Origin of the sequence: Lederbergia citrisecunda (genome assembly GCF_018343695.1) — a bacterium.
Taxonomy (GTDB): domain Bacteria; phylum Bacillota; class Bacilli; order Bacillales; family Bacillaceae_C; genus Lederbergia; species Lederbergia citrisecunda.
The window spans coordinates 2,879,294-2,905,733 of the sequence record NZ_JAGYPJ010000001.1 but is presented as its reverse complement, the minus strand read 5'-3'; the positions used below and the strand labels follow the sequence as shown (position 1 = coordinate 2,905,733).

29 protein-coding genes and 1 pseudogene are annotated in these 26,440 nt (G+C 35.9%); 19 read left to right on the top strand and 11 right to left on the bottom strand.

What is annotated here, in order from left to right:
* Positions 1–11 precede the first annotated feature (11 nt).
* Together KHA93_RS23865 and KHA93_RS14230 are read left to right on the top strand one after the other, a co-directional pair.
* On the top strand, positions 12–104 hold the full coding sequence (locus tag KHA93_RS23865; protein ID WP_432806317.1) for a hypothetical protein: 93 nt from the start codon (positions 12–14) through the stop codon (positions 102–104).
* Between the two features lie 538 nt (positions 105–642).
* On the top strand, positions 643–1,509 hold the full coding sequence (locus KHA93_RS14230) for an alpha/beta fold hydrolase (RefSeq protein WP_213111328.1): 867 nt from the start codon (positions 643–645) through the stop codon (positions 1,507–1,509).
* Positions 1,510–1,656: 147 nt separating this feature from the next.
* Here the strand turns inward: KHA93_RS14230 and KHA93_RS14225 are convergent, their stop codons facing one another.
* The gene (locus tag KHA93_RS14225) at positions 1,657–2,934 is read right to left on the bottom strand and encodes a YjiH family protein (RefSeq protein ID WP_213112943.1); all 1,278 of its coding nucleotides are present in this window, start codon (positions 2,932–2,934) and stop codon (positions 1,657–1,659) included.
* Positions 2,935–3,344: 410 nt separating this feature from the next.
* Here KHA93_RS14225 and KHA93_RS14220 point away from each other — a divergent pair, with 410 nt between their 5' ends.
* Positions 3,345–4,220, top strand: coding sequence for a Cof-type HAD-IIB family hydrolase (locus KHA93_RS14220; RefSeq protein ID WP_213111327.1), 876 nt, complete (start codon positions 3,345–3,347; stop codon positions 4,218–4,220).
* An 80-nt stretch (positions 4,221–4,300) separates the two neighbouring features.
* The gene (locus KHA93_RS14215) at positions 4,301–4,714 is read left to right on the top strand and encodes a GNAT family N-acetyltransferase (protein ID WP_213111326.1); all 414 of its coding nucleotides are present in this window, start codon (positions 4,301–4,303) and stop codon (positions 4,712–4,714) included.
* A gap of 470 nt (positions 4,715–5,184) precedes the next feature.
* Here KHA93_RS14215 and KHA93_RS14210 read toward each other — a convergent pair whose 3' ends face one another.
* From KHA93_RS14210 to KHA93_RS23295, 3 genes are all read right to left on the bottom strand, one after another.
* Positions 5,185–5,919 carry a GNAT family N-acetyltransferase gene (locus KHA93_RS14210; RefSeq protein ID WP_349772300.1) on the bottom strand — a complete coding sequence of 245 codons (735 nt, stop codon included), beginning with the start codon at positions 5,917–5,919 and terminating at the stop codon, positions 5,185–5,187.
* A gap of 48 nt (positions 5,920–5,967) precedes the next feature.
* Entirely contained in the window at positions 5,968–6,537 is a 570-nt protein-coding gene (locus KHA93_RS14205) for a nucleotidyltransferase family protein (RefSeq protein ID WP_213111325.1), read from the bottom strand.
* Positions 6,538–6,726: 189 nt separating this feature from the next.
* Positions 6,727–6,825, bottom strand: coding sequence for a putative holin-like toxin (locus tag KHA93_RS23295; protein ID WP_233711168.1), 99 nt, complete (start codon positions 6,823–6,825; stop codon positions 6,727–6,729).
* A gap of 243 nt (positions 6,826–7,068) precedes the next feature.
* Between KHA93_RS23295 and KHA93_RS14200 the strand changes: the two genes are divergently transcribed.
* The 5 genes from KHA93_RS14200 to KHA93_RS14180 all read left to right on the top strand — a co-directional run bounded on the left by KHA93_RS14200 (position 7,069) and on the right by KHA93_RS14180 (position 13,607).
* On the top strand, positions 7,069–7,752 hold the full coding sequence (locus tag KHA93_RS14200; protein WP_213111324.1) for a response regulator transcription factor: 684 nt from the start codon (positions 7,069–7,071) through the stop codon (positions 7,750–7,752).
* A 1-nt stretch (position 7,753) separates the two neighbouring features.
* Positions 7,754–8,755: a sensor histidine kinase gene (locus KHA93_RS14195; protein WP_213111323.1), complete on the top strand. Its 1,002-nt coding sequence runs from the start codon at positions 7,754–7,756 to the stop codon at positions 8,753–8,755.
* A 306-nt stretch (positions 8,756–9,061) separates the two neighbouring features.
* Complete coding sequence (locus KHA93_RS14190; protein WP_213111322.1) at positions 9,062–9,745, top strand: ABC transporter ATP-binding protein; 684 nt, start codon at positions 9,062–9,064, stop codon at positions 9,743–9,745.
* Entirely contained in the window at positions 9,742–12,321 is a 2,580-nt protein-coding gene (locus tag KHA93_RS14185; RefSeq protein ID WP_213111321.1) for an ABC transporter permease, read from the top strand. The genes KHA93_RS14190 and KHA93_RS14185 overlap by 4 nt, the downstream gene beginning before the upstream one ends.
* Positions 12,322–12,377: 56 nt before the next feature.
* On the top strand, positions 12,378–13,607 hold the full coding sequence (locus tag KHA93_RS14180; RefSeq protein ID WP_213111320.1) for a hypothetical protein: 1,230 nt from the start codon (positions 12,378–12,380) through the stop codon (positions 13,605–13,607).
* A 224-nt stretch (positions 13,608–13,831) separates the two neighbouring features.
* Here KHA93_RS14180 and bshB2 read toward each other — a convergent pair whose 3' ends face one another.
* A complete protein-coding gene (gene bshB2 / locus KHA93_RS14175) occupies positions 13,832–14,515 on the bottom strand; it encodes a bacillithiol biosynthesis deacetylase BshB2 (protein WP_213111319.1) in 684 nt (227 codons plus the stop codon).
* A gap of 24 nt (positions 14,516–14,539) precedes the next feature.
* A complete protein-coding gene (locus KHA93_RS14170) occupies positions 14,540–14,887 on the bottom strand; it encodes a YojF family protein (RefSeq protein ID WP_213111318.1) in 348 nt (115 codons plus the stop codon).
* Positions 14,888–15,224: 337 nt separating this feature from the next.
* Between KHA93_RS14170 and KHA93_RS14165 the strand changes: the two genes are divergently transcribed.
* A complete protein-coding gene (locus KHA93_RS14165) occupies positions 15,225–15,989 on the top strand; it encodes an alpha/beta fold hydrolase (RefSeq protein WP_213111317.1) in 765 nt (254 codons plus the stop codon).
* A gap of 138 nt (positions 15,990–16,127) precedes the next feature.
* Here the strand turns inward: KHA93_RS14165 and pdxK are convergent, their stop codons facing one another.
* Positions 16,128–16,934, bottom strand: coding sequence for a pyridoxine/pyridoxal/pyridoxamine kinase (gene pdxK / locus KHA93_RS14160; RefSeq protein WP_213111316.1), 807 nt, complete (start codon positions 16,932–16,934; stop codon positions 16,128–16,130).
* 374 nt (positions 16,935–17,308) lie between these two features.
* On the opposite strand from pdxK, the gene rsgA reads away from it, so the two are divergent.
* The 8 genes and pseudogenes from rsgA to KHA93_RS14120 all read left to right on the top strand — a co-directional run bounded on the left by rsgA (position 17,309) and on the right by KHA93_RS14120 (position 22,472).
* Complete coding sequence (gene rsgA / locus KHA93_RS14155) at positions 17,309–18,370, top strand: ribosome small subunit-dependent GTPase A (RefSeq protein WP_213111315.1); 1,062 nt, start codon at positions 17,309–17,311, stop codon at positions 18,368–18,370.
* Between the two features lies 1 nt (position 18,371).
* Entirely contained in the window at positions 18,372–18,815 is a 444-nt protein-coding gene (locus KHA93_RS14150) for a GNAT family N-acetyltransferase (RefSeq protein ID WP_213111314.1), read from the top strand.
* 17 nt (positions 18,816–18,832) lie between these two features.
* Positions 18,833–19,597 (top strand): class I SAM-dependent DNA methyltransferase, encoded by a 765-nt coding sequence (locus KHA93_RS14145; protein ID WP_213111313.1) that lies wholly within the window; start codon positions 18,833–18,835, stop codon positions 19,595–19,597.
* Positions 19,598–19,720: 123 nt separating this feature from the next.
* A complete protein-coding gene (locus tag KHA93_RS14140; RefSeq protein WP_213111312.1) occupies positions 19,721–20,296 on the top strand; it encodes a histidine phosphatase family protein in 576 nt (191 codons plus the stop codon).
* Between the two features lie 129 nt (positions 20,297–20,425).
* Positions 20,426–20,958: pseudogene (locus tag KHA93_RS14135) on the top strand (DUF402 domain-containing protein).
* A 65-nt stretch (positions 20,959–21,023) separates the two neighbouring features.
* Positions 21,024–21,533, top strand: a complete 510-nt coding sequence (locus KHA93_RS14130) for a GrpB family protein (protein ID WP_213111311.1) — start codon at positions 21,024–21,026, stop codon at positions 21,531–21,533.
* Positions 21,534–21,579: 46 nt separating this feature from the next.
* Positions 21,580–21,774, top strand: a complete 195-nt coding sequence (locus KHA93_RS14125) for a hypothetical protein (protein WP_349772356.1) — start codon at positions 21,580–21,582, stop codon at positions 21,772–21,774.
* Positions 21,775–21,794: 20 nt separating this feature from the next.
* Positions 21,795–22,472, top strand: coding sequence for a hypothetical protein (locus KHA93_RS14120; protein ID WP_213111310.1), 678 nt, complete (start codon positions 21,795–21,797; stop codon positions 22,470–22,472).
* Positions 22,473–22,484: 12 nt separating this feature from the next.
* Here KHA93_RS14120 and KHA93_RS14115 read toward each other — a convergent pair whose 3' ends face one another.
* The 4 genes from KHA93_RS14115 to KHA93_RS14100 all read right to left on the bottom strand — a co-directional run bounded on the left by KHA93_RS14115 (position 22,485) and on the right by KHA93_RS14100 (position 25,667).
* Positions 22,485–22,874 (bottom strand): tautomerase family protein, encoded by a 390-nt coding sequence (locus KHA93_RS14115; RefSeq protein WP_213111309.1) that lies wholly within the window; start codon positions 22,872–22,874, stop codon positions 22,485–22,487.
* Positions 22,875–23,100: 226 nt separating this feature from the next.
* On the bottom strand, positions 23,101–23,883 hold the full coding sequence (locus KHA93_RS14110; protein ID WP_213111308.1) for an ABC transporter permease: 783 nt from the start codon (positions 23,881–23,883) through the stop codon (positions 23,101–23,103).
* Positions 23,884–23,889: 6 nt separating this feature from the next.
* Positions 23,890–24,693 (bottom strand): ABC transporter permease, encoded by an 804-nt coding sequence (locus KHA93_RS14105; RefSeq protein WP_213111307.1) that lies wholly within the window; start codon positions 24,691–24,693, stop codon positions 23,890–23,892.
* Positions 24,690–25,667: an ABC transporter ATP-binding protein gene (locus tag KHA93_RS14100; RefSeq protein ID WP_213111306.1), complete on the bottom strand. Its 978-nt coding sequence runs from the start codon at positions 25,665–25,667 to the stop codon at positions 24,690–24,692. The genes KHA93_RS14105 and KHA93_RS14100 overlap by 4 nt, the downstream gene beginning before the upstream one ends.
* A gap of 128 nt (positions 25,668–25,795) precedes the next feature.
* Between KHA93_RS14100 and KHA93_RS14095 the strand changes: the two genes are divergently transcribed.
* Positions 25,796–26,365, top strand: coding sequence for a Uma2 family endonuclease (locus KHA93_RS14095; RefSeq protein ID WP_213111305.1), 570 nt, complete (start codon positions 25,796–25,798; stop codon positions 26,363–26,365).
* Positions 26,366–26,440: the final 75 nt, after the last annotated feature.

The window sequence follows — 26,440 nt, the reverse complement described above, 5'->3', positions numbered from 1 at the left end:
ATTTAATTTGAGTGCCAATCACCGAGACTAGTGTGACTATAGAGGATCCTGATGGATGGAGAATCGTATTGCAAAACTCCTATACTCTGAATTTTGACGAATGATGCGGGTGTAAAATCTGATGAAATATCATCTGGGATTGTAAAGATTGCTGAAAGTTTGTGATTGGCTAGGATAATTTTCTTATTCACGCAGCTTTAATGATTAAGGAAAAAAAATAGAAGGTAGTTTTCATATGATGATCAAAAACAACGACAATCATTTTAATACTTTAGAAGAAGGGGCTATGACAGAAATTAAAAAATTTCTTTGGAGCCCTTTTTCCTATTATGGCTATTCAATACTTTTTTTAAAAATTTCAGTCATTGATTCCTAAATAATGGTGGGATTTCATGATGAGAAACTTGCCGACCATCTAATGTTATTGTTAATTCTCTTACTCTTAAAAGCGCATCACAAACCGTTAGTTGAATTATGTAGAGTATTTAAAAAACTCAAACTATTTTGTGAAAACTGGGACTTTCTGAATTATATTTGGTAAACTATTCATAATAATATGTGTTTGGTGACCTAACAAATTTTAACTGCAGGCAATAAATATTATTAATTTTGAATGAAGTAAAATCAATTTAGGAGATAAAGATGACAACAAAATTATCAATTTTCAAATCAAAAACTGGAGAAGAAGAGTTCTTAAAATCTTATGAGGAAGTAATGAATCTATGGAAAGTAGCATACGAAGAAGTAAAAATTCCCACAAAGTTCGGAGAAACACATGTAATAATTAGCGGACCAAAAGATGGTGTGCCTGTTGTAATGCTACACGGTATGACCGGAAATTCAAGTTTCTGGTATTTAAATATCACTGCCCTTCAATCCTATCGGGTTTACTGTATAGACACTTTAGGAGATTTTGGGAAAAGCCTGGTGCAGACTCCATTGAAAACAGAAGAAGACTGCGTTATATGGCTTGATGAAGTATTGAAAGGATTAGGTAATTTAATAGGTCATTCAATGGGGGGATGGCTCTCGTTGACCTATGCAAGAAAACGACAGGAGAATCTAAAAAAATTGATTTTAATTGCTCCGGTTGCATCAATATTACCCATTCCTTTTATAAAACTTCTTCGGTACATTTATCCCGCTATGCTGTTTCCGTCAGAAAAAAGAATTAGAAAAGGATGGGAATGGTTCTGTGCAAAAGGAAATGATATTCACCCCATGGTAATGCAGCAGGTTATTACTGCTTATAAGCAGTGCAAACCCCTTCTTGCAGTTATTCCTAAAAATTTTTCAAAAGAAGAACTAAGCGGATTGAAAATTCCCGCGTTGTTTATGGTTGGAGACGAAGAAAAAATATATCGTGCAAATAAGGCAATAAACACAATAAAGGAGAAAATTCCACATGTTGAAACAACAATTATACAAAACTCCGGTCATCTATTAATTGCAGAACAGGCTACAAAAGTTAATAAGGCTATAGTAGATTTTTTAATAAAGGAAAATTGATAATATTCTGGGCGACCTCATACTCGTTACTTTAGTAATGAGTTAGGACGTCCTTTCTTTAACTTATGTAAATAAATTAAACCGCACTCAAATTACTATAAATTTGGGTGCGGGTCAAAATATGGATATTCAGTACATCAATATAAACTAAAAAACCAAATGAGCGATCAACGTAATAATCGGTAATGTAATCAATGTCCTTAACAGAAATAGAATAATTAAATCTTTCATATTAACTGGGATTTTGGATCCAATCAACAATCCCCCTACTTCGGACATGTAAATTAATTGGGTGACAGAAACGCCCGCTATAATAAAGCGTGTCATATCCGACTCTATTCCTCCTGCTAAAATAGATGGCAAGAACATATCGGCAAAACCAACGACTAATGTTTGCGATGCAGCTGTTGCTTCGGGAATGTTCAATAATTCAAGCAATGGAATAAAAGGGAGACCGAGCCATTGGAATAATGGTGTGTACTCAGCTATGACTAAAGCTACAGTACCTAGGGCCATTACAATTGGAGCTACACCTATCCACATATCTAAAATATTTTTACTTCCATCTATGAAAAATGCTTTAACACTACTACTCTTTTTTGCTTGAAGTTGTGCTTGTTCAATTCCATATCCTAATCTTGAATAACCATCGGGAATCAGCTCGGCGGTATTGTCATCTTCTTTTCCGTTTATAAATGTGTTCGACTTATTGGAAAGTGGCCAAATCCGTGGAAGAATAATGGCGGCAATGATACCTGAGAATGTTACAGCAAAGTAGTATGGCACAAAGTAATGCATTAAGCCAACTTCTTTTAAGACGACGATGCTAAACGTAATAGACACAACGGAGAAGGTTGTCCCTATGATAGCTGCTTCTCGTTTCGTATAATGTCCTTCCTCGTACTGTTTGCTTGTAAGCAATACCCCGATTGTTCCATCACCAAGCCAAGAAGCAAGTGCATCAATCGAAGACCGACCTGGTAGTTTAAAAATAGGTCTCATAAATTTGGTCATCATGGCTCCGAAAAACTCTAACAACCCAAAATTCAATAATAATGGCAAAAGTAGTCCCGCAAATAGAAAGACACTGAAGAGAACAGGTAAAAGGCTATACAATAAAGTTCCTCCAGTATTTTCTGACCAGATAGCCTCAGGACCAATTTTAAAGAAAACCATTATCGCAAAAACAACGGCCAATATGCGAGCAATCACCCATATTACAGGGATATCAAATAACGCCGACAGAAATGGAGAGTTTTTAATAAATTTAGGTTTTGCTATTTTTGCAATCATTGTTCCTATTAAAGCTAGAATAATGATGCCGGTCATAATCGCAGGAATTGTAGATCCAAGAATATTTTGCAACGTCTCAGATAAGACGGCGATCGGAATCGTAACCCCTTCTTTAGAAGGAACGGGAATCATAAATAAAAAAATGCCGATTAATGAAGGTATTAGAAATAATAAAAAATCCTTCGGTATAATATTGAGTTTTTTCAATGATGTTCACCTTTCGTTATAAAAATTCAACGTTTTTCATTTTAATTCAAAAGACGAGAAATGCCAAATGTATTAAATGGCAATTTCCTAATAAAGTCAGAGGAAAAAATCCTTCTGTGGCTTTTAATATCTTTCACTACCTATATCCCATTTTTTATTCTAAAAACCTAATAGAGGGACGTGACTTAAAAAGGAGAATTAGAGATTATGGGGACAGGTCCAAAAGGGACAGGTCTAATCGGACCTGTCCCCATTTCATTGCATTGATACTCTTTTTCAGATAGAATTGTTCACAATAGAAAAGTGCGTTTAGCATAATGAAGGAGCAATGAAAATTGATAAAATGTATTGCATCAGATATGGACGGGACGTTATTAAATGCAAGGCAAGAGGTAAGTGAGGAGAATATTCGCGCCATCCAAGCAGCTCTGGAAAAGGGAATTGATTTCGTTTTGGTAACAGGAAGGGCGTATAACGAAGTCCGTTATGTACTTAATAAGACTGGGCTTACATTGCCAGCCATTTGTGTAAATGGTGGGGAAATTCGTGATATGGAAGGGAATGTCAGTTACTCTGTAGGATTGGATGGACCAACTGGAGCGAAGATTACTTCAGTGTTTGAAGATCTGAACATTTACTTTGAACTTTATACTACTGGTGGGACCTTTACAACTGATTATGAAAAAGGAATACAAGCACTCGTTGATATTTATCATACAGCGAACCCATCACAAGATGTTAATAAGATCCGTGAATCTGCCGACGAGCGATTTCATCAGCGACTCATTCATATAATTGATGATTTTAATCCTATATTTGAAGAGACAGATTGCCATGTATATAAATTTCTTGCTTTTTCAATGGATGAAGAATTATTAATGGAAGCAAGTGAGCGTCTAAAAAAAATCGGTGGGTTAGAAGTGACTTCATCAGGTCGAAACAACTTAGAAGTTATGCATCACGAAGCTCGTAAAGGAAATGCACTTAGAAGATATGTAGAAGATAAGGGCATATCACTAGAAGACACGATGGCGATGGGCGACAACTATAATGATTTATCCATGTTGAAAATTGTCGGCCATTCAGTAGCGATGGGAAATTCCGAGCAGGAAATAAAAGATATTTGCAGATACGAAACAGATACGAATGATGAAGATGGCGTTGCCAAAGCGATAATGAAAGCACTTAGGCAAATGGAAACTTCTCAATAAAAAAGGCGGTTATCATTTTGTTACTTTACTGTTGATATATATCATCTTCCTAATAAATAACAAAATTGGAGATGATATATATGATATATAAAAATACCCTTGATGGAATTTCATCTGATATGCTAAACGGTTTTTTTGTAGATTGGCCAAATCCACCAAATCCACAAACTCACCTAAAGCTTTTAAGAAACAGTAGCAATGTAGTTATCGCAATAGATGAAACTGATAATCAAGTAGTGGGATTCATAACAGCAATAAGTGACGGAGTTCTATCAGCATACATTCCACTTCTAGAAGTATTACCGGAATACAAAAATAAAGGGATCGGTAAGGAATTAGTTAGCCGGATGCTAAACGAACTCAATCACATATATATGATTGATCTATGTTGTGATGATGATTTAGTTCCTTATTATGAGAATTTCGGAATGTTCAGGACGAATGGTATGATTTTTAGGAATTATAGCAGGCAATCTGGAAATACAGATGAATAAATGTATGAACAAAAACGCTTTTTATTAAAAAGCGTTTTTGTCGTAGATTTTTTTCCTCCTAAAAATCACGTATTCAAGAATGAAAAAGTTGATCCACGTTAAAATGGGAATATAAAATATCAGATAAATCATGCTAGAATATCCAAAGCCAAAGGCTCTAGCTTCTTCGTCAAAATTGTAAAACAGCCATGACATCATACCTAAAATGAGCGTGTTCATGCATAAAGATGATAAGTTGCTTAACCATTTATGATTGCTCTTATAAAATATCCACATCGATATTATTGTAGAACCTATTAAAGAAAAGAAAAGTACAATAAACAACAAAACGAATCCCGCCTCTTTGTTTAAAATTACATCCTCATTATTATGATAATCTTTTATTAGATTTCTACAGGCGTTGGAATCACTACTGCGTTACAAGCTTTCTCGTAAAACTCCATTGGACCTGCTTCTCCAATAATTGCATATTAATATCCTATTTCTTTCATATCTTTTAAGCAGTGATGTAACAATGAATATCCAATCCCTTTTGTTCGTTGTGAAGGGTGTACCCCCATTGGACCAAAATAACATTTTTTATTTTGATAGACATCATAGGCTGCAAAACCTACTATTGTATTACTTCCTTCAAAAGCAACGTAGATGGTAGGGTTTTCTTCACAAAATCCTTTTTCAATCGTTTGTCTCCATTCCTCGGAAAAATACTTCTTTACGAATTGAATAAGTTTTTTATAATCGTCTTTTTTCACCTTTCGAATAAAAGGTGGATGCTTAATGTCGCGAAGGTTATAGTTACCAAGGTGAGTAATCATGTCGCGTGAAGTCGTTCCGAGAGCCATAATTATTTTCTTATCTTTCTCGGATAAATAGAAGTCAACCGTATTTGTCGTCAATAAGGCCTTAAGTATATGTCCCTCATTTATATAAATTTGCTTGTATCTTTTCATATAAGTAATAGGCTTTTCAATAAACATTCCCACTTCTTCAGTAACCGGGACTGTAAAAAAGTCGCTAAAAATAGGAGAATTTTTAGGCTCAATTACTGCCCTTAATAAGTCTAAATCTATATTGCATCTTAATGAAATTTCCTCCAATACACCTGTTTTTTCGAGAAAACAAGCTAAGAGTATATGGCCGGGAGTCAATACAATACTATTAGCTGCAAGTGCCTCATTTTCAGCAATACGAAAGACTCTTTGCACTCTACTAGTGAGATAAATCTGTTCGTTATTCAGCTAAATCAACTCCATTTAACAATGAAATATCTTTAAATTCGTCCAAGTGGAAATCCAATTTTTATTTAGAATGCGTTCTTTATATAGTGTAGCTAGTAGTTGATTTTCTAAAATATAGGGAGTCGGCCTTACTTCTAGGTGAATGACATCATGAACTCCATATGGAGCCGTTAAAATAATGCGATCCTTGGAATCTAATTTTACTCCCAAAGACGTTGCAGTTTCCGGAAACTTTGATATAGCATCAATGGAAGATTCGTAGGGTGGTACATTATTTCGTAAATGCATTCTCGCCTCGTTTTTTACCGACCACGGAATAGCTGGATTTAGTGCTCGTAGGTGATCCTCATATTCCTTTTCAGTCTCTTCCTTTAAATTGTTAGGATCATAATAAATGACATCAATATCTGAGAGTGGGGTTCGTTTAGTGAACCCATGTAATTCATCCCAAATTTTCGAACGAACAAATCCTGCACAAATCCACCAATCGGGTAATTTGAGAGATTTTGCATAGTGCAAAATATCCATCATCCAATAATCTTGTTCAATTAAGCGAATGATATCTGTTTCGTTGTTGACCTTCAATTATCCTGCACCTGCCTTGTACCATGTTATCTTTACAATTGTAAAGGGTATGAATATAATATAGATATACAGCATAAATTAAACAGGGACGCCAGTTGCAGCTGGCATCCCAACATACAGCTACACTGCATGAAGTGCAGCGACCCAAGGAAGAAATAACCCCCTATGCCGGGTCAAAGCAAGGGAGGGTTATTTCTTTTTATATAGAGAAATAACTACGGCGACTACTGATACGATTAGACTTGAGAACATTATCATCAAGACTATTGCTTCGTATAGAGTTACCATCAGCGTCACCTCCTCTCTACGAGGAAGTGGTCGCTGCCCACCCTGCTTATGTAACTGTATAATTTTATTATATCATAGAAATGGATAGCGCTTCCAAATGCTATTTCTATAAAATCTATCTTCATAACGACACTCGTACAGCATTCTACTCGTCAATCCCTTCATTACAATGATAGTTATTGCACAATCAACCCATATTCCTTACACTTTATACATAATGATTCACGAGAAGGTGATCTACATATGAAAATTTTACTTGTGGAAGATGATAAAACGATTGCTTCTGGACTTGAATACTCCCTCCAACAGGATCATTTTTCCACGATTTTATGCCACGATGCTGATTCAGCTAAGAAGATAATAGCGAAACAACTTGATCAGATTGCTCTATGTTTATTTGATTTGTCTTTGCCAGATGGAAGCGGCTATGAATTGTGTAAAATCGTTAAAGAGAAGGGCGATGTTCCGGTCATTTTTTTAACTGCCGTGGACGACGAAGTTAATGTCGTAATGGGGCTCGATATGGGGGCAGACGATTATATTACGAAGCCATTCCGTATTCGCGAGCTGCTTTCCCGAATTAAATCAGTTTTACGAAGATATAACAAGCAAGCCCAGTCAAAAACGCTTATTGAAATGAACAATATTAGAATCAACACGCTTGAGGGAAAAGTATATAAAAATGGCGTTGAGGTAATTTTAACAGCGTTAGAATATCGTTTGTTGCTAATCTTTGCCAATCATATTGGACAAGTTCTTTCCCGAAACCAGCTGCTTGAGCAAATTTGGGATGTAGCAGGGGACTTTGTGAATGACAATACATTGACGGTTTACATCAAAAGATTGCGAGAAAAACTAGAGGACCAACCGCAAAATCCAACCATTATTAAAACGGTACGCGGACTGGGCTATAAGGTTGGCGATTAACATGCTGCGGAATAAAGAGATTCAGATTCTATTACTAGTTATGTGCTCCATCAGTTTGGCGGCAATGATTGTGGCATTCTTTATTTCAACGTCTACCTTTGTTCTTGTTTCGAGTGTATCTATTTTACTGATTACTTCCTGTTTCATCTTTACGAGTTGGAGATATCGTGAAATTGAAAAGTTGTCCAGTTATTTACGTCAAATTACTAGTGGCAATTATTCTCTCGATTTAAGAGACAACCATGAAGGCGAACTTAGTATTTTAAAAAACGATATTTATAAAGTTACATTAATGCTTTCTGAACAGAGCTCGCTTTTACAAAAAGATAAAATCCAACTAACAGATGCAATTTCCGATATATCCCACCAATTAAAAACACCGTTAACTTCAATGATGGTGATGTCTGATTTATTAAGTGATGCCGAACTGCCAAAGGAAAAAAGAGTGGAATTCACACGCAATATACGAGTTCAACTCGAGCGGATTGAATGGCTAGTTTCTTCATTATTAAAGCTATCAAAAATAGATGCAGGTACGGTTCAGTTTAAAAAAGATAAAATCATATTGCAGAAACTGATTCATACATCCATGCAATCGGTCCTCATTCCAATTGATATTAAAGAGCAAACCGTTTCGATAGAAGGTGAGGACACTGTCTCATTTATTGGAGATTTCAATTGGACGGTGGAAGCAATTATTAATATTTTTAAAAACTGTGTGGAACATACCGATGAAGGTGGAACAATTACGATTTCCTTTACAGAAAACGCGTTGTTCACGGAGATGATAATTGCTGATAATGGAAAAGGCATACCGAAAGAAGATCTTCCGTATATTTTTAAACGTTTTTACAAAGGGAAAAATGCAAGTGAAGATAGCGTAGGTATTGGACTTGCGATGGCATATAGCATTATAAAAAGTCAAAATGGGGATATCAGTGTTGATAGTGGAAAAGGGAAGGGGACACAATTTAGGATTAAGTTTTATAAACAAGTAATTTAGAGAATGATAATCTGGAAATACGACCCAAATAGCAGGTAGGCATAATATAGTGAAGTTAAGGATGGAAGGCTTGTACCTCCTGGATGTATAGAAGGGGGTAAGGTGATGACTACTTGCGACATTACTTTTTTATTTCATTAAAGCGAACTTTATTGTGCCAGTCGGTAGGGTGTGTCCAGCACTTTACCGTCTTTTTTATTATATGAATACCTTCTTAAGTGACTAAATTGTCATTTTCAAAGTCACTTGAAAGTCATTTAAGACAGATAAACTATAATTAACAGTAAATGTGATGGAGGTTTTACGATGGAAATTTTAAAAATAGAAAATCTGTCTAAAGTGTATGGAAAAGGTGAGACTGCCGTTAAAGCATTGGATAATGTTTCTTTTTCCGTTAAAAAAGGCGAGTTTGTCGCGATAATCGGCCCATCTGGATCTGGTAAATCTACGCTTTTACATCTGCTCGGCGGTGTGGATAGACCTTCGAGTGGTAAGGTATTTGTGGATAATACGGATATTTACAATCTTAATGAAACACAGTTAGCGATTTTTAGAAGAAGACAAATCGGCTTAATCTATCAATTTTACAATCTCATTCCGGTTTTGACAGTAGAAGAAAATATTACATTACCGCTATTGCTGGACCAACATAAAGTGGATAAAAAGCAATTTGATGATATTGTTAAAAAGTTAAATTTAGAGAACCGCTTGGGTCATCTACCGAATCAGCTTTCCGGTGGACAGCAACAGCGGGTTTCAATCGGTCGAGCGCTAATTAGCAATCCGGCGATTATGCTTGCGGATGAGCCAACGGGAAATCTTGATAGTAAAAATAGCGGGGAAATTATCGATTTACTAAAAATGTTTAATAAAACGTATAATCAAACTCTTATAGTTATTACACATGACGAAAGAATTGCTCTTCAAGCAGACCGTATTATCGCCATTGAAGACGGTCGGGTAACGAAGGATGAGGTGGTTCGTCCATGAACATTGTCAACAAACTGACAATTAGACATCTAAGGAAGAATAAAAGGCGAACCCTTGTCACGATTATTGGGGTTATCATTTCTGTGGCAATGCTCACAGCAGTAGCAACGATTGGTGTTTCTTTTATGGATTTAATGAAAAGGCAGACGATTGCGGATGAAGGGGAATGGCATGTTCTTTATAAAGATGTAGACATTGACCAGGTTCATACCATAAAAAAAGATGAGAATACGCAAAAAGTCGTACTCTCAAAAGATCTAGGCTATGCATTACTAAAAGGTAGTAAAAATGAAAATAAGCCGTATTTATTTATTAAAGAATATAATCGTTACGGCTTTGAGCAGTTTCCAATAGAGTTAAGCAGCGGGAGATTGCCAAAAACAGAAAATGAAATTGTCATTTCGGATGAAATTATTAATAACGCCAAAGTTGATTATAGAATTGGCGATATCATCACACTAGATGTTGGTAAGAGGACCGCAAATGATCCTGAGATACGTGGACCGATGGATCAAACCTTTTCTTTAATGACTAATGAAAAAGGTGAAATAAATGAAGAGCTTAAAGATACATCAACAAAAGAATTCACGATAGTTGGTACAATCAAACGCCCTACATGGGAGCCACCTTGGTCACCAGGTTATACGGTCATTTCCTATCTTGATGAAGGATTACTCGGTAAAGATAATCTGGTGAATGCAACCGTCGTCGTAAACAAAATTAAAACTTCTTTATTTGATCATGCAGAAAAATTAGCTGAAAAAAATCAGATAGAGAATGTTGAATTTAATTACAATTTACTGCGTTATTACGGTGTGATAAAAAGTGAAGGTATGCGTACAACGCTATATTCATTATCGGCTATCATCATGGTCATCATTATAATCGGATCAGTATCCTTAATTTATAATGCTTTTGCGATTTCCGTTTCGGAACGCTCCCGGCATTTAGGGATGCTTTCGAGTGTGGGGGCAACAAAGAAACAAAAGCAAAACTCGGTATTTTTTGAAGGATTTATCATTGGTTTGATTAGTATTCCAATTGGCATTATTGCGGGTCTTGCAGGGATGGGAATAACATTTTTATTTATTAATTCCATCATTCAAGGAGCGATGGGAGTAAGTGAAAAGTTAGAAGTGACCGTAACTCCAGGTTCTATTCTCGTAGCCGTCTTGGTATCGATTATTACAATATTCATCTCAACTTTTATTCCAGCTATTAGAGCATCTCGAATTTCTGCTATAGATGCTATCCGTCAATCAACGGATGTAAAGCTTACGAGGAAGGCAGTAAAAACCTCTAAGTTTGTTCGCAGGGTATTTGGAATTGAAGCTGAAATTGGTTTGAAGAATTTAAAAAGAAATAAGCGCAGATATCAAGCTACTGTTTTTTCGCTTGTTATTAGTATTATGCTCTTTTTATCAGTTGCATATTTTACAGCGAATTTGAAAAAATCATTATCGCTTTCACAGGATGGACAAAGCTTTGACATCATGATGGAGTTAGGGCATGAAGGAGACGACCAGCTGGCCAATACTATTTTATCGATGGATGAAGTGACGAAGAGTAATCTTATGTCACAAGTGCATGGTTTGACATCGCGGGTAGAAAAGGATGCTACCGCAGATGTGCTACGTACATTTGAAGACTTTAATAGTCAGCTAATAGATGGGAAATATCCTTATTATATTAATCTTTATGTGTTAGATGATAAAAGTTTAGAAGTTTATGCGAAAGAAGTAGGTGCTGATTATAACGAACTCCAAACGGGGTTAAAGGCAATTGTCATTGATACGATTAAGTATGAAGATGGTGATGCAGGAAAATATGTGGAGACAAAGGCCATTCATACAAAGGTCGGGGAGAACATTGATCTTTATTCCAATGATATGGAAACAGATGAACAAACATATTTGAACAAAGTGACCGTTGCTGCATTAACGAATCAGCTTCCAATGGGAGCTTATCCAGGGGGACCTGGTGGTTTGGATATAGTAGTTTCTCAGTCAACCTTAAAACAATTGGGTATTGACGGAGAATTCTCAGTAATGCTGTATTTAAATAGTAATGACCCACTTAAAACTCAGGAAAAAATAGAGGAAATGGAAGAAGTAAAGCATTACATCCGAAACGTTTACCAAAGCCGTCAGCAGGAAGAACAAATGGTCATGATCATGTCTGTCTTTACGTATGGGTTTATCGTGTTAATTACAGCGATTTCGATTGCGAATATCTTGAATACCATTTCGACGAGCATTTCTTTAAGAAAACGCGAATTTGCGATGCTAAAATCAGTAGGAATGACACCAAAAGGTTTTAACAAAATGATTAACTACGAAAGCATTTTTTATGGAATAAAGGCATTAATTTACGGACTCCCATTGAGTGTCATATGTATGCTTCTTATCTATAAGGCCTTAGCGAATTCGTTTAGTTATAGTTTCTCACTACCGTGGTTAAGTATTGTCTATGTAATTGTGGCAGTTTTCCTTATCGTCGGTACATCGATGCTCTATTCAAGCTCCAAAGTTAAGAAGGAAAACATCATTGATGCTCTGAAACAAGAAAGTATATAATTATGGAAAAGGCTTCTAGTGATAGGGGCCTTTTTTCTATACAAGGGGTGTATTAAGTGATTCAAAGATGGATTAAGGAAATCGAGAAAAATTGGGGATTAGAACGTTTCGATTTGAAAAATACATCGATCAAAAGGGATGCCTCCGTGATAAAAACAACGGAATATAAGTTGGAATTGGAATGGTTTCCTCTGGGAGCGGAAATGGAAGAAGATTTGAATCCTCCCGGAACGATATATGCAGAAGTAAATTTGACATACGGGTTTTTAACAAGCTTCATAGTTGTAATGAGTGAGGATCTAAGGGAAAATCCACCTTTGCTTACGAGTCCTGGGTTAGATGATGTTGTGGAGTGGATTGAGTTAAATACTGGATTAAAGTATAACACCGACTTTCAAATTCGTAGGCAAAATAAAGATGGTGACTGCACAGAATATTTCTTTTCTTCTATGATAAATGGAAGAAAGGTATCACCTGGAGGTTATATTGAAGTTAAAGTAAATGAACAAGGAAGTATCGTGTTTTATTCTTTGTCTGGTTTCTTTCATGGGCTTTATCCAGCAATAGAATTGGAGCAAGAACAGTCTATTTTGAATATGGATGAATTTAAAGAAAAGCAAGTTGTTCTTTTTGGGTTTCCAGAAGAAGATGGATACCAACTTTTATATGGCGTGGAAGAAGCATTTATAGATGTTGTTCCAAGTCATTTAGTCCTCTATTGGAATGAGGAGGATACCGCCGAGGAAATGCGCATCCCTGATAAAGTAGTCGGCACAGTGTGGGAGAAGTTTTACGAATCTCAAATCATTACGGAAGAAGAAATGTCATTATATATTCCGCATCCAGATTGCCTTCCAATTACGGTGGACGAAAAAAATGAATTTGTAAAAATGATTTCGAATTATTTAAAAGTGCACCGTCCGAAAGAAAGCGGAAAATGGCAGGTAGAAAATATTGAAAGACAAAACGGACTTTTACATGCCGGCGTGATACCTATTAATCGCTTGGATCGGATTCTAGATAAATTCAAATTTTTATATGACGCAAATGAGTGTATATTGCTTCATGTTTTGGATAAGCGAAAGTTATTCAGTGAAATGGGAAAGGAATTGCCAGAATTTGATGTGAAAATTACGAAAGGCGAAGCATTGGAGCTGTTAGAAAAAGATATCTTTTTCGAGCCTTATTATATATACGATTTTGACAAGAAGGTTTTAAAGCCAACGCAAATGATTGATTGTCATGTTTTTATAAATGCTGTGACAGGGGAAAAGGTACAGGAATAAAGGGACTGTACCACTCTAATTAAGTCTGAAACAGCAATTAGATTCGGGTGAATTGGCCAATAAATGTCGCAATCGGCTAATAGAAACATGAAACAGATATAATAGACAATAAAATCGTCTATTTTATTGTGATAAACACCGAAACTTTGTTAAAAACGCTGTATTTGGAACGAAAATCGTGCAATTTTCATTAATAAAAACCCGGTTAGAACTCCTAACCAGGTTTACAATACTTTATCAATTTCCCAATCATACGTCCAAAAACGTTCTTTTTGCCAATGGGCTAGTAATGCTGGGTCATTGGCAGAAAGCTTTTCTTCCATATCTGCGAGCATCCAAGCCGTTTGGGAAATGTGGGCTTTTAATGCTCCGAGCTTTTGTTCCCATGCCTCACTTACATCATAATGAATGTCAGCTGGGCCAATTTCGGCTTCTGTATTTTTCGAAAAAGCGACGCAATGCAATTTTGGTCGGCTTTCTTTTGGAAGTCTTCTTACTGCACGAACGACAGCTCTGCCTGTCGCTTCATGATCAGGGTGGACAGAATACCCTGGATAAAATGAAATAACGAGCGATGGGTTAAGTTCTTCAATAAGTTCAAATACCATATTTGCGAGTTTTTCATCATTTTCAAACTCAAGCGTTTTATCTCTATACCCCATCATTCTTAAGTCTGTAAGACCCATTGATTTTGCGGCAGCCTCAAGTTCAGCTTTTCTAATTTTAGGTAATGATTCTCTTGTCGTAAACGGAGGATTTCCAAGATTCCTACCCATTTCCCCAAGAGTTAAACAAGCATATGTAACGGGTGATCCGTTTTTAATATAACTTGAGATGGTTCCAGAAACCCCAAATGCCTCGTCATCTGGGTGTGGGAACACAACTAATACATGGCGCTCTTTCTCCATCGGCACAATCTCCTTTCTAAAAACTTATTCGAATGGCGTCTTGCTAATTTCTAAAGCCACAGCTAATTTTCCATCATTCCCGTGACCAGCTAAAAGCAAGCGTCCTAGCTTATCCAGCTCAAAATGTGTAAGGCCTTCTGCATAAATCCATCCAATAGGAAGCTTTAAGCCAACACGATATGGGCCGTCTCCTACAATTTTTCCATGTTCGTAGCACACTTGCGCGTTACGTATATAAGCCCCTGCCGAAAAAAATGACTCATTATTATGTGAGGCGTATGCACCATTTGTTGTCTCTAGATGTATGTAAACACTTTCTCCTGCAAAATCGTTTATATGTTGTTGCACCTTTAGTGTATTAATCTTTTCCATTTACTTGGCCCCCTTCCTTAAGGAACGATAAACATATTTTACTAATAAAATGATCATTTGTCCTATATAAACACCCAGAAAAAGAATTAATGGGTTCGGAAAAATCGCAAAATTATTTACACTCGCATTAACAGGCTAATTAAAGCGGTTATTTGTACCCCTTTTTTTAGCGTAATCCCTTGCAATACCTCGGAATCCATACTCTTAGCTATAAATAAAGTGGATCTCTCTAAACCACATAATAAGGATACAAATAAAGTAGCAGAATAAAAAAGTTGTTCTATTAAAGTTTTCAAACAGTATAGTATTAAAAATATTGTTAGAAAGAGGTAGTAACATGCCGTTTATAAATTTAAGAAGAAAAAAAGTTTATTATGAAGAAATCGAACAATACCAATCAGATATCACTATTCTATTTATTCATGGAGGTGGGGGAAACCATTATATATGGAAAGAACATGTTAATGCCTTCAGTGAAAATAATAATGTAATAGTGTTCGACCTCCCAGGACACGGTCAATCGGAAGGACCAGCTTTTTCATCTATTCGCGAATACGCAGATATAGTTTACGAATTTGCTTCCAGCTATCTAGAAGGAAAGAAAGTTGTTTTAGTAGGTCACTCTATGGGTGGCGCAATTGTCCAACAAATGGCAGTTGATGGATTAAATCAAATAAAAGGAATTGTAATTGTTGCGACTGGGGCAAAACTAGAAATTCCTCAGGAGTTTTTGGAACAGGTTAGAAAAGGTGAATTTACTCAAGAATCATTTCTTGCTGGTTTTTCTCCCAAAACATCAGAAACTGTGCATCAAAAGGTCGGAAATTGTCTTGCTCAAACTCCTGTGGATAGTACTATTCAAGATTTTGAAGCATTAAATGAATACGATTTGAGCAAATCTCTAGATAAGATTAATGTTCCTACATTAGTCATTGTGGGTGAAGATGATATTCTTACTCCTCTCGAACTTTCTCATTTTTTACATGAATCAATCCCTAGCTCAAACTTAACAGTAATTCCAGATGCTGGACATTATGTTATGAGTGAACAACCGGAAGCTTTTCAAAAACATGTTAAGTCATTTATAAATAAGTTAATTTAATGATACAAATTAATAAATTCGCAATGAAAAAAACGGCGTATTAAAACACGCCGTTATATTTTTTTGATAGTAACTATAAAAAGCCACCCTTTTAAAGCCATGCCGTTGTTAATTCAACATTTCTTTCCTGGCATTCACTTAGGCTTTCTTATTGTAAGCACCATGCATGACTGGACCTACATATTGGTTAAGCTTCCAGCCGTGTTTAATCGCAGCTGTAACAAATTCTTTGGCAGCGGAAACCGCTTCTTTTACAGGTTTACCGTAAGCTAAATTTGCTGTAATGGCTGCAGCAAATGTACAGCCCGCACCATGGTTGTATGTTGTCTCCAATTTTTCTTTTTCAAGGAGTACAAACTCTTTTCCGTCATAGAAGAGATCAACCGCTTTGTCATGGTTTAAGCCTTTACCACCCTTAATGACCACATTTTTTGCACCGAGTTCATGAATTTTTGTAGCTGCTTCTTTCATATCATCGATCGTTTTGATAGGGCCAGTTTTAGCAAGCTGCCATGCTTCGAAAAGGTTTGGAGTTACAACTGTTGCACGGGGTACGAGAAGTTCACGTAATGCTTCTGTGTTTTCAGGTTGTAATACTTCGTCTTCCCCTTTACATACCATAACAGGGTCGATTACAACTTTATCCAATTTATGCTCATCAATTTTTCGGGCGCCGAGTTCGATGATATCAACAGATCCGAGCATTCCTGTTTTCATTGCGTCAATACCGACTGATAAGATTGTTTTCAATTGTTGCTCGACAATAGATACATCAATTGGAAAAACACCGTGACTCCAGTTACTATCTGGATCCATCGTTACGATAGATGTTAAAGCTGTCATTCCATAAACGTCGTGTTCTTGAAATGTTTTTAGGTCTGCTTGTATTCCAGCACCGCCACTTGAATCGGAGCCAGCGAGAGTTAATACTTTTTTCATGGACATAAAACGTTCCTCCTAGTTTCACCGGATGTTTATATTTTAGAATATACCAAATAGTATTTAAAGAAAAGATTTTAATCCTTTACAAATGGGGATGTACCATAGTAAACTAAAAATGTTAAATTATACATGATTTTCCAAGGGAGGAATGTAGTATGTCGAATGTAATCAATATTATTCAAGAAAATTTCATACTGCCCGTGGATCATGGTGTCAATTTACGCTAATATTAAAATCCATTGATTCATCCATTTTCCATGGGCACATATAAGCTCATGGTTTTATATTTGTACGGGATACGTATGCCCATATTACAAAAAACAGAAACCGCGACTTGCGGTTATTTTTTTTGGAAAAAAATCGGAGGAATCTTAATAATGGAATTAAAAACTTTAGGTTGGAATCAACAATTTGAAAGTGAATTTGAAACTTATAAACAAGAGGGCTACTCAGTAGGAAGAGTTGCTTTAGAACATAAGCATATGTACAGAGTTTTAACAGAACACGGAGAAGTATTAGCTGAAGTGTCCGGAAAATTTCAATATAATGCTGCGGGTCGAGGAGCCTATCCAGCAGTAGGGGATTGGGTCGTGCTATCCATAAGAAATGAAGAGGGGAAAGCAACGATTCATAATGTTATACCGAGAGTAAGTAAATTTTCCCGTAATATAGCGGGGGCTACAACTGAAGAACAAATTGTCGCAGCCAATGTAGACACTGTATTTATTGTAGCTGCTCTCAATGCGGATTTTAATGTACGAAGAATCGAAAGATATATGCTGATGGCCTGGGAAAGTGGAGCGAATCCAGTGATTATTTTAAGCAAAGCCGATCTTTGTCAGGATATCGATGAGAAAGTAAGTGAAACGGAATCAGTCGCTATTGGAGTCCCCATTCATGTTGTAAGTGCGGGGCGAAACATTGGACTTGAAGCCCTTTCCGATTATATACAAGAAGGAAAAACGGTTGCCCTTCTTGGATCATCCGGTGTTGGAAAATCGACATTAGTTAATTCGTTTACTGGAAAAGAAACGTTAAAAACAGGCGACATCCGCGAGGACGATGATCGTGGCCGCCATACAACAACCCACCGCGAACTCGTTGTCCTTGACCAAGGAGGTATATTAATCGATACCCCAGGGATGAGAGAGTTGCAGCTTTGGGAAACAGATACAGGGCTCAGTCAAGGATTTTCCGATATCAAGGATTTGGCATCCCGTTGTAGATTCAGAGATTGCGGACATAATGGTGAACCAGGATGTGCGGTTCGCAAGGCTATTGAACAAGGCGAATTGGATGCTGAACGGTATAAAAGCTATCTTAAATTGCAGAAAGAACTAGCTTATTTAGAGAGAAAAGAAGATAAACAACAACTTGCCCAAGCTCAAAAAGATAAAGGGAAAAAGTTACGATGGGTCAGAGGAAGACAAGGTAATTAGTATGAACTATAAAATAGAAGTTGTTTTAGAACATAATGATAAATTTTCATCCTTTCTAAATAAAATGATTAGAGAGTTTAATAATGAACACTCCTTGCATCATAAAGAGGTAAGGAAAGAAGGTTCAAGACAGCCAATTAATATTATTGTTACGGATGATAATGAAAAATGGGTTGGAGGTATAACCGCTGAAGTTTACTGGGATTGGGTCGAAATAAACAAATTATGGTTCGATGAAGTATTTAGAGGTAGAGGATTAGGAGGACTATTACTTGAAGAGGCCGAAAGAATCGCAATAGATAAAGGGGCAAAAAAGGCACTATTAACGACTTATGAATTCCAAGCACGATCTTTTTATGAAAAAAAGGGATACGAAGTGGTCGGAGAAATCAAAGATTATCCCCCGGGAAGTAGTTATTATACGATGGTGAAATCGCTAATTTGAAGAGGCAGGGTAAATAAATGTTATATAATTCCGAAGAATACAATGATCCAATATTATACGATAAAGAAAATGATTCTTATAATGAAGATATTTCATTTTTATTGAAATGGGCGGCAAAAAAACAAGGACCAATCATTGATTTGGCTTGTGGTACAGGGAGAGCTACGATTCCATTAGCGAAGGAAGGCTATCAACTGATTGGGGTAGACATACATCGTGGAATGTTAAACGAAGCGAAAAATAAAGCATCTAAACAGAATCTGCCAATCGAATGGATTGAGCAAGATTGTACCAAGTTTGAATTAGATGGTAAAAGTGGATTGATTTATACAGTTGGGAATTCTTTTCAACATTTCCTTAGTAATGAAGCGCAAGATGGACTGTTATCTTCTGTGCATAAACATTTAGAAGATGAAGGAATCTTTATTTTTGGCACAAGGTTTCCGAGTACGGAGGAATTATTACAACCAAGCTCAGAGGAATATTGGAGAACGTATATCGACCGTGAAACTGGGAATAAAGTGGATGTTTATACAATCAGCAATTATGACAGCCTGAACCAGATTCAGCATTATACAACGATTAGGAAATATAAAAACACTAATGATGAAATGGTAAATGAAAAGAGAACAAATATTAGTTTGCGATACGTGTTTCCAAAGGAAATGGAACGAATGTTATCTGCCCATGGATTTAAAGTTCTACATCTTTATAAAGATTGGAACGAAACGCCAATTACGAATGATAGCTATCAAATGATATATGTTTGTCAAAAAATATAAGATGTTTGATGTGAGGCCGCTTGGATTTTTATAATTCGAGCGGTTTTTAAATCTGTCAAAGAAGGATTACAAAATTAAACGAGGAATAGACTTAATAACCGAAAAAATAAAAGGAGAGATCAGGTGGAGTTAATATTTATTCGCCATGGGCAGGGTGAGCATACACTGGATATTCCTGTTAGCCTTCAATTAAACGACCCTTCATTAACACAAAAAGGGGTAGAACAAGCAAGATTATTAAGAAGTGATCTTCCTTTATCAAAAGAAGACATTATCATAATAAGCCCAATAAGAAGAACATTGGAAACTGCTTTAATCTGGAGTGAAAATGTGCCTTGCCGAAAGATTATAACCCCATTAGTATCTCCAAGAATGTTTCCTATTCTTCCTAATGCAACAACATTACCTTGTGACAAAATTCTAGATATAAATCTTATCAAATCGGAATATCCGAACGTTGAAATTGATATGACATCTCCTGTGGAATTATGGTCTGAAGGAATAAATACTATGCCGGAAAGTGGATTCATAGAAATAACAAAAAAGTTTATTAGTAGATGTAGAGAGTTCAATAAAGAAAAGATTTATATCGTATCACATGATGGTACTATAAATTCTTATCGACAATTGATTTCTGGTCAAACCTTAACTAGAAACGACTTTCTACATGATGCAGGCTGGTTTAAAATTAGTTGTTAAGGTTCAGAAACATCTAATGCTTTACTAAGGTTCAATTATAAAGAAGCTATGAATTGAAAAAAACATAATCAGAATTGCAGTAGGTAGACATATGGTGAAAATAGAAGGGAGATTACTGAAGTGTATCCGATGAATCAACCTTTTCAACATAAGATAATAACCGAAAGAAAAATACGTTACGACTCTGTCATTGTTGAAAATGAATGTATTTTATTACAAGCCGAGAAACAAAGTATCATCCTTTTTCATGAAATTAAAGAGCCCTTTACGATGATACATAATCAACACGAACTAACTATTCTCAAAGGTAGTTATACACTTGCATACTATTATAAAGATCAACCATTTAATTTGTATATTTGGAGAGAAAAAAAAGATCTTATTTAGGTTCCTATTTTAATATCGTAAAAAATACGTATATTACCGATACTACGGTTTCTTTTGAAGATTTGATTATAGATATCCTTGTTTTTCCAAATGGACATTTTGTTATCTTAGACGAAGATGAGTTGCCAGTTCCTCTGAATCAATTCGAAAATGGTTTTGTTAATAAAGCTCTTAAATCATTAATTAGTACAATTGACTGTTTCATATCTCAAGCTTTCCCAGAAAGTGAAACTATGTTTAAACACGAAGACCTTCTTCCACTGTTGAATTTATAAATTTATATTTCTAAAATCCTTTTGACAGGAAGAAAGAGGGATAACGAATTTGAAAGGAGATCTCCATGAAAGTGCGACTCTCAGATTTTAACGAAAACTGGGCTCAAATGTTTCAGGACGAAGCCCAATTCCTAAAATCAATATTTGGTGTAGAAATAATCAAATTCGAGCATTTTGGGAGTACATCAGTCAGAGGTATAAAAGCTAAGCCTGTAATCGACATGATGTGTATCGTGAAAGATATAGGAAAGATAGATTCATTCAATGATAAAATGGATTCCCTTGGATATGACATTGCCGGAGAATGGGGTATTCCAGGAAGAAGATTATTCCGAAAAGGCGGAGAAAACAGAACTCATCATATACATTGTTATCAACAAAATAATCCACATATTGAAAGACATTTAATTTTTCGTGATTATCTTCGTACTTATCCACAAGAAGCAGAAAAATATAATAATTTCAAAGAACAGTTGGCTCGAAAGTTTGATGACACAAGAGAATATAGCCTAGCTAAAAAAACATTTGTGAAAGAAATGGAAGAGCGTGCTTTGATTTGGTATAAAGGAATATAAATCTACTACTCTGAAACAATTTCAGGAGGAGTCTTTTTTGAAAAAAGTGATATGGATTATCCCAAATATTATGTGTTACTTAATGTTTGCTGCTGTTATTATTTTTATTGTGAAAAACGAGAAAGGATTACTAAAAATTAACGAGTTGTTCATTTGGGTCTTAATAAGCATTATTCTCTTGCTAGTATCTATTTACGGAAGTTATAGAATCCAGCGATGGATAAAAGAGGGGAAGATATAGTGAAGGTCGGGGGAATTTGGTTGAAAACAGTACTTATGAATACTCTTTTGCGTATTATCTTCTATCCTTTACCAAAAATATCGATTAGTAAAGAAGAAGAACACGCCTTTAATCATTTATTCGAAAGTTCTTGTAAAAAAGCGGATAAATTAATCGCCTACAACCTAGATATCCCCAAATACAAATTTCTTTATTTCTTATCAAAAAATAAACGAGTCGTTTTACATGGCTCGAATAATAAAGATATACATACTTTTGAACCTCGCAGGCAGACCTTATTTAATGGGGAAATGACGACGGCAATATTTGCTACCAAAGATCCAATGTGGCCCATTTTCTATGCAATTTTAGATAAGAGTAAAATAGTTGGAAATATAAGAAATGGATCGGTTTCCACGAATGGCAAAAAGTATTTTCACTTTTATTCTTTAACTAAACCAACACTTATAAATATGCCGTGGACAACTGGAATGATTTATTTGTTGCCAGAAGACACCTTTATCAATATAAGTAAAGGTGTTATTAAATTCAATGAGTGGGTAAGTGAACGATCCGTATTACCTATTGCAAAAATGGAAATTGAACCAAGCGATTTTTATTTTTTAAATAAGGTGGCTTCTCATCGTTCTGATGAATCGGTCATTAAATCATGGCTGCTATACAAAGTAAGAAGTTTGATAAAGGTGGTTAGTAAATAACCACCTCTAAGCTTACACATTTACGTTATAATTCAAAACCAACTCATCACCAGGTAATCCCCTTATGCCCCAATTATGTTTTGGTGTTTCAAAAATAGTAATCTCAACATCTTGAGGGGATATTTCTAATTCTGTACTAATACGTTCAAATAACAACTTTATTAATCGTTTTTTTGATTCAACTGTTCTACCCTCAAACATACTAATCTCGATGATGGTATATGCTTCAGTTCTTCCATTTGCATAATAAAAGTTATTTTTATCCATAGGGAAAAAACGATGAAATTTCTTATCTGAAGGATATTTAAGCGCATCAACCATACAAGAATGAACTACGTTCGATAAAGTTTCCTTAATTGGATTTAGCTTTTCTTTAACCCCGTAAATTTTAATTTGACCCATATTATCTCTCCTCAAAAGAATTAATCAATCTAATATTGTTTAATTGTTTATAAAATCAAAGTGAAAGTTCACCAATGAATACAGACGACTTTAATTGAAGAAATATTCAAGATGAAGGTCATCAACTTTGTATATAAGTTTGAGATTCAAATAACAAAGTGATTTTTTGTTGTTCCGTAAATTTACACGAATCAAAAATTCCCCATAGTAAACCCCATCCGTATACTCACGACCCAGTCGATCGATAATGTCGTACTCCAAATCGCCAAACAAGTAAACAAGGAAAAATAAAAACAATTCCAGCTACAGGAGCCAACATATATATAATGGATTGTCCTTCGCTTCTCCCTAACACATACAGTAAGGGTAAGTAGTTTACGCATCCAAATGGAATGACGAACGTAAAAAATTTCGTCACCCATTTGTGGTAAATATTTAATGGGTATTGTGCCATTTCTCTGCCGCCGTCTGTAAAAATGTTCACGACTTCAAGTCCTTGGATCGTCCAAAAACATAATGTAGCTGCTAGCATGAATATGCCTGTAAAAATAAAAACCCCGCTAATGACCATCAACATAAGGATGCAAACTTTAACAATACTCCATTCAATCGGTAAGTTACTTAATGCCCAAACTAAGACGACGACGCTTTGAATTAGTCTTCCTAATCTCGTAAATTCAAATTGAGACCCCATTACTTGGATGATTGTACCTCTAGGTCGTACGAGTAATCTATCAAAATTTCCATTTCTCACAAGGGAAGAAAACGAATCAAATCCCCGTGCAAAACACTCACTGATAGCAAATGCCATATGGATTACGGCAAAGCAAAGGGCCACTTCAAAAAATGTCCATCCCTTTATTTGTCCGAAGCGTTCAAATAGAAAATATAGCCCGGCAAAAACGGAAAAAGGAATGAAAAATTGACCGAGCGATAATAACCAAAACGATGTTCGATACTGCATTTGTGATTTAAACAATATGTGAAGATATTTTAAATATAAGCTCATCCAGCCTTACCCCCCTTGAACTACGACTCTTTGCAATGCTTTATGGAAAGCAAATCTCCCAAGTAAAACAAGAACAACCAGCCATATTAGTTGAAAAAGAATACCGATTAAAGCCTCATCCTGAGGGATATGCCCGGAATAGACACGAAAAGGAAAATCGGCAGTGAGACGAAATGGCAGCATATAGGCGATATTTTGCATCCAAGTCGGCATTAACGGAATGGGAATCGTCAGTCCTGCAAAAAATTCACCGATAACACTGAACATCAGTAAAGATCCCACTGGTGACATCGTAATAAAGACAGAGATGTAAATGAATATGGAGATGGAGACTAAAAGCAATAATCCAAGAATGATAGATGTTAAAAATAAAAGAAAGGTAGTGAAGTCTGATGGTAATGTCATTCTGTAAGGCTGTGGAAGTATAAACGCTACAATAAGGATTGGAAAGCTACGAAGAATGGCACTGGATAGACGTTGGGCAAGCAACTTTGCATACCAAAAACCGTAGATTTCACAAGGTCTACAAAGCTCATACGCAATATTTCCACTTGTAATAAGATCGAAAAGCTCGTTATCACGGAACCAGAGCATGATGAAGGCAAGGAACGCTTGTTGAAGCCAGAGATATATAATTATTTCCTTTAATGACATTGGTGGAGTTTGTATAGCATGTTCGTAGAATGCCTCAAAGATCATAATGTACATAAATCCCCAAAAAAACTGCGTTGCTACACCAGCTAGCGCCGCTGTCCGATATTGCATACCGTTCATCAGCCTTAACTTCAAGACAGAGATATATGCATTCATATTTGGTACTCCTTATATAACTGAACAATGATTTCTTCAATTGGCTGCGAATCGATCGAAAGGTCAACGATTTCTACCAAGCTTGATAATGTAGCAATGACATCAGAAACCATTACTTTCTCTGTATCCACGCTTAATACTGCTCTGTCGCTAGTTTGAGAGAGTACAGTCGCTCCATATATTTCGAAATGCTGCGTGGCCTCTCTGTAATCGACCGTTACCATTTTGTTTGATCCGTACTTTTTCCGTAGTTCATTCAGCTTTCCATCATATAGTAAACTTCCTTTTCCGATTAAAATGACTCGATCGGCAAGTGCTTCAATATCGTTCATATCATGCGTGGTGAGGATAACTGTCACGCCTTTTTCTTTGTTTATCGTTTTGATAAAATTACGTACGGCTATTTTGGAAAGGGCATCAAGTCCAATGGTCGGTTCATCCAAAAATAATACGCTCGGACTATGTAATAAAGAAGCAGCAATTTCACAACGAATCCGCTGTCCTAAGCTCAACTGTCGTACCGGCGTGTTAATAAGCTCGTTTAGTTCAAGCGTTTCTACTAATAAATCAACATTTTCTTTATATTCTTGCGGAGGAATTTTATAAATATCACGCAAAAGTTCAAATGAATCCATAACTGGAACATCCCACCAAAGCTGCGAACGCTGACCGAAAACAACTCCGATATTTTTAACATATGAAACTCGTTCTTTCCAAGGAGTATATCCCATAATTTTGCATTCTCCGCTATCGGGTACTAATATGCCGCTCATCACTTTAATCGTAGTAGATTTTCCGGCACCATTAGGACCGATATAACCGACAATTTCTCCCGGTTCAATGGAGAAAGAAATATCCTTAAGCGCTCGGACAATCGTATGCTCACGATAAAAAAGCGCTTTCAGTGAATTCTTAAGTCCAGTTGAGCGCTTGGCAACCTTAAATGATTTATTTAAACCTTCAATTCTAATCAAACATTTCCCTCCTTAAAAACATAATCAGAAGGGAAATGTTACCATTACATAAAAAGGCTGTCAATATCCTTTTTAAAAATTTTGAAAAGTATGTGTTATAATTTTCTTATTAAGAAAGGGTGATGATCATGACTCTTTATCAAAAAAATCAAGTTACGTTGAATGAGTATATACATATTTGTGAGAATACAGATGAACTTTTGGAATATATCGATGGATTTATTTATATTACACCCTCTCCATCGACAATGCACCAACGAGTATCTAGGGAGCTTCTTGTTAAATTGGATCGTTTTTTGGAAGGGACGTCTTGTGAAGTTATTTCAGCACCATTTGATATTGAGTTGAAAAGTGAAAAAATGGATGGCACAAAAATTGTTATTCCAGATCTCGTTATTATTTGCGACAAAAAGGGATTTACCGATTCCAAATATGTCGGAGTACCAAGCTTAATTATAGAAATCCTCAGTCCATCTAATCAGTCCCATGATTTAATTACGAAATTAAATATTTATATGACTTATGGTGTGAAAGAATATTGGATTGTTAATCCAATGCTAGAGTCAATTACTGTTTACAAGCTTAATGATGAAGGTATGTATGAGCAACATGATGTAAAAACAAAGGTAGGAACAATTTCTTCGAAGTTCTTAGATGGATTAAATCTTGAATTGATGGATATTTTTAGTGAGATGTAAATCGAGTGTCTGTACTGCTAACACTCGATTTTTCACTACTTCCCAAATACTGAAGTTTTTAATAATGCAAGACGT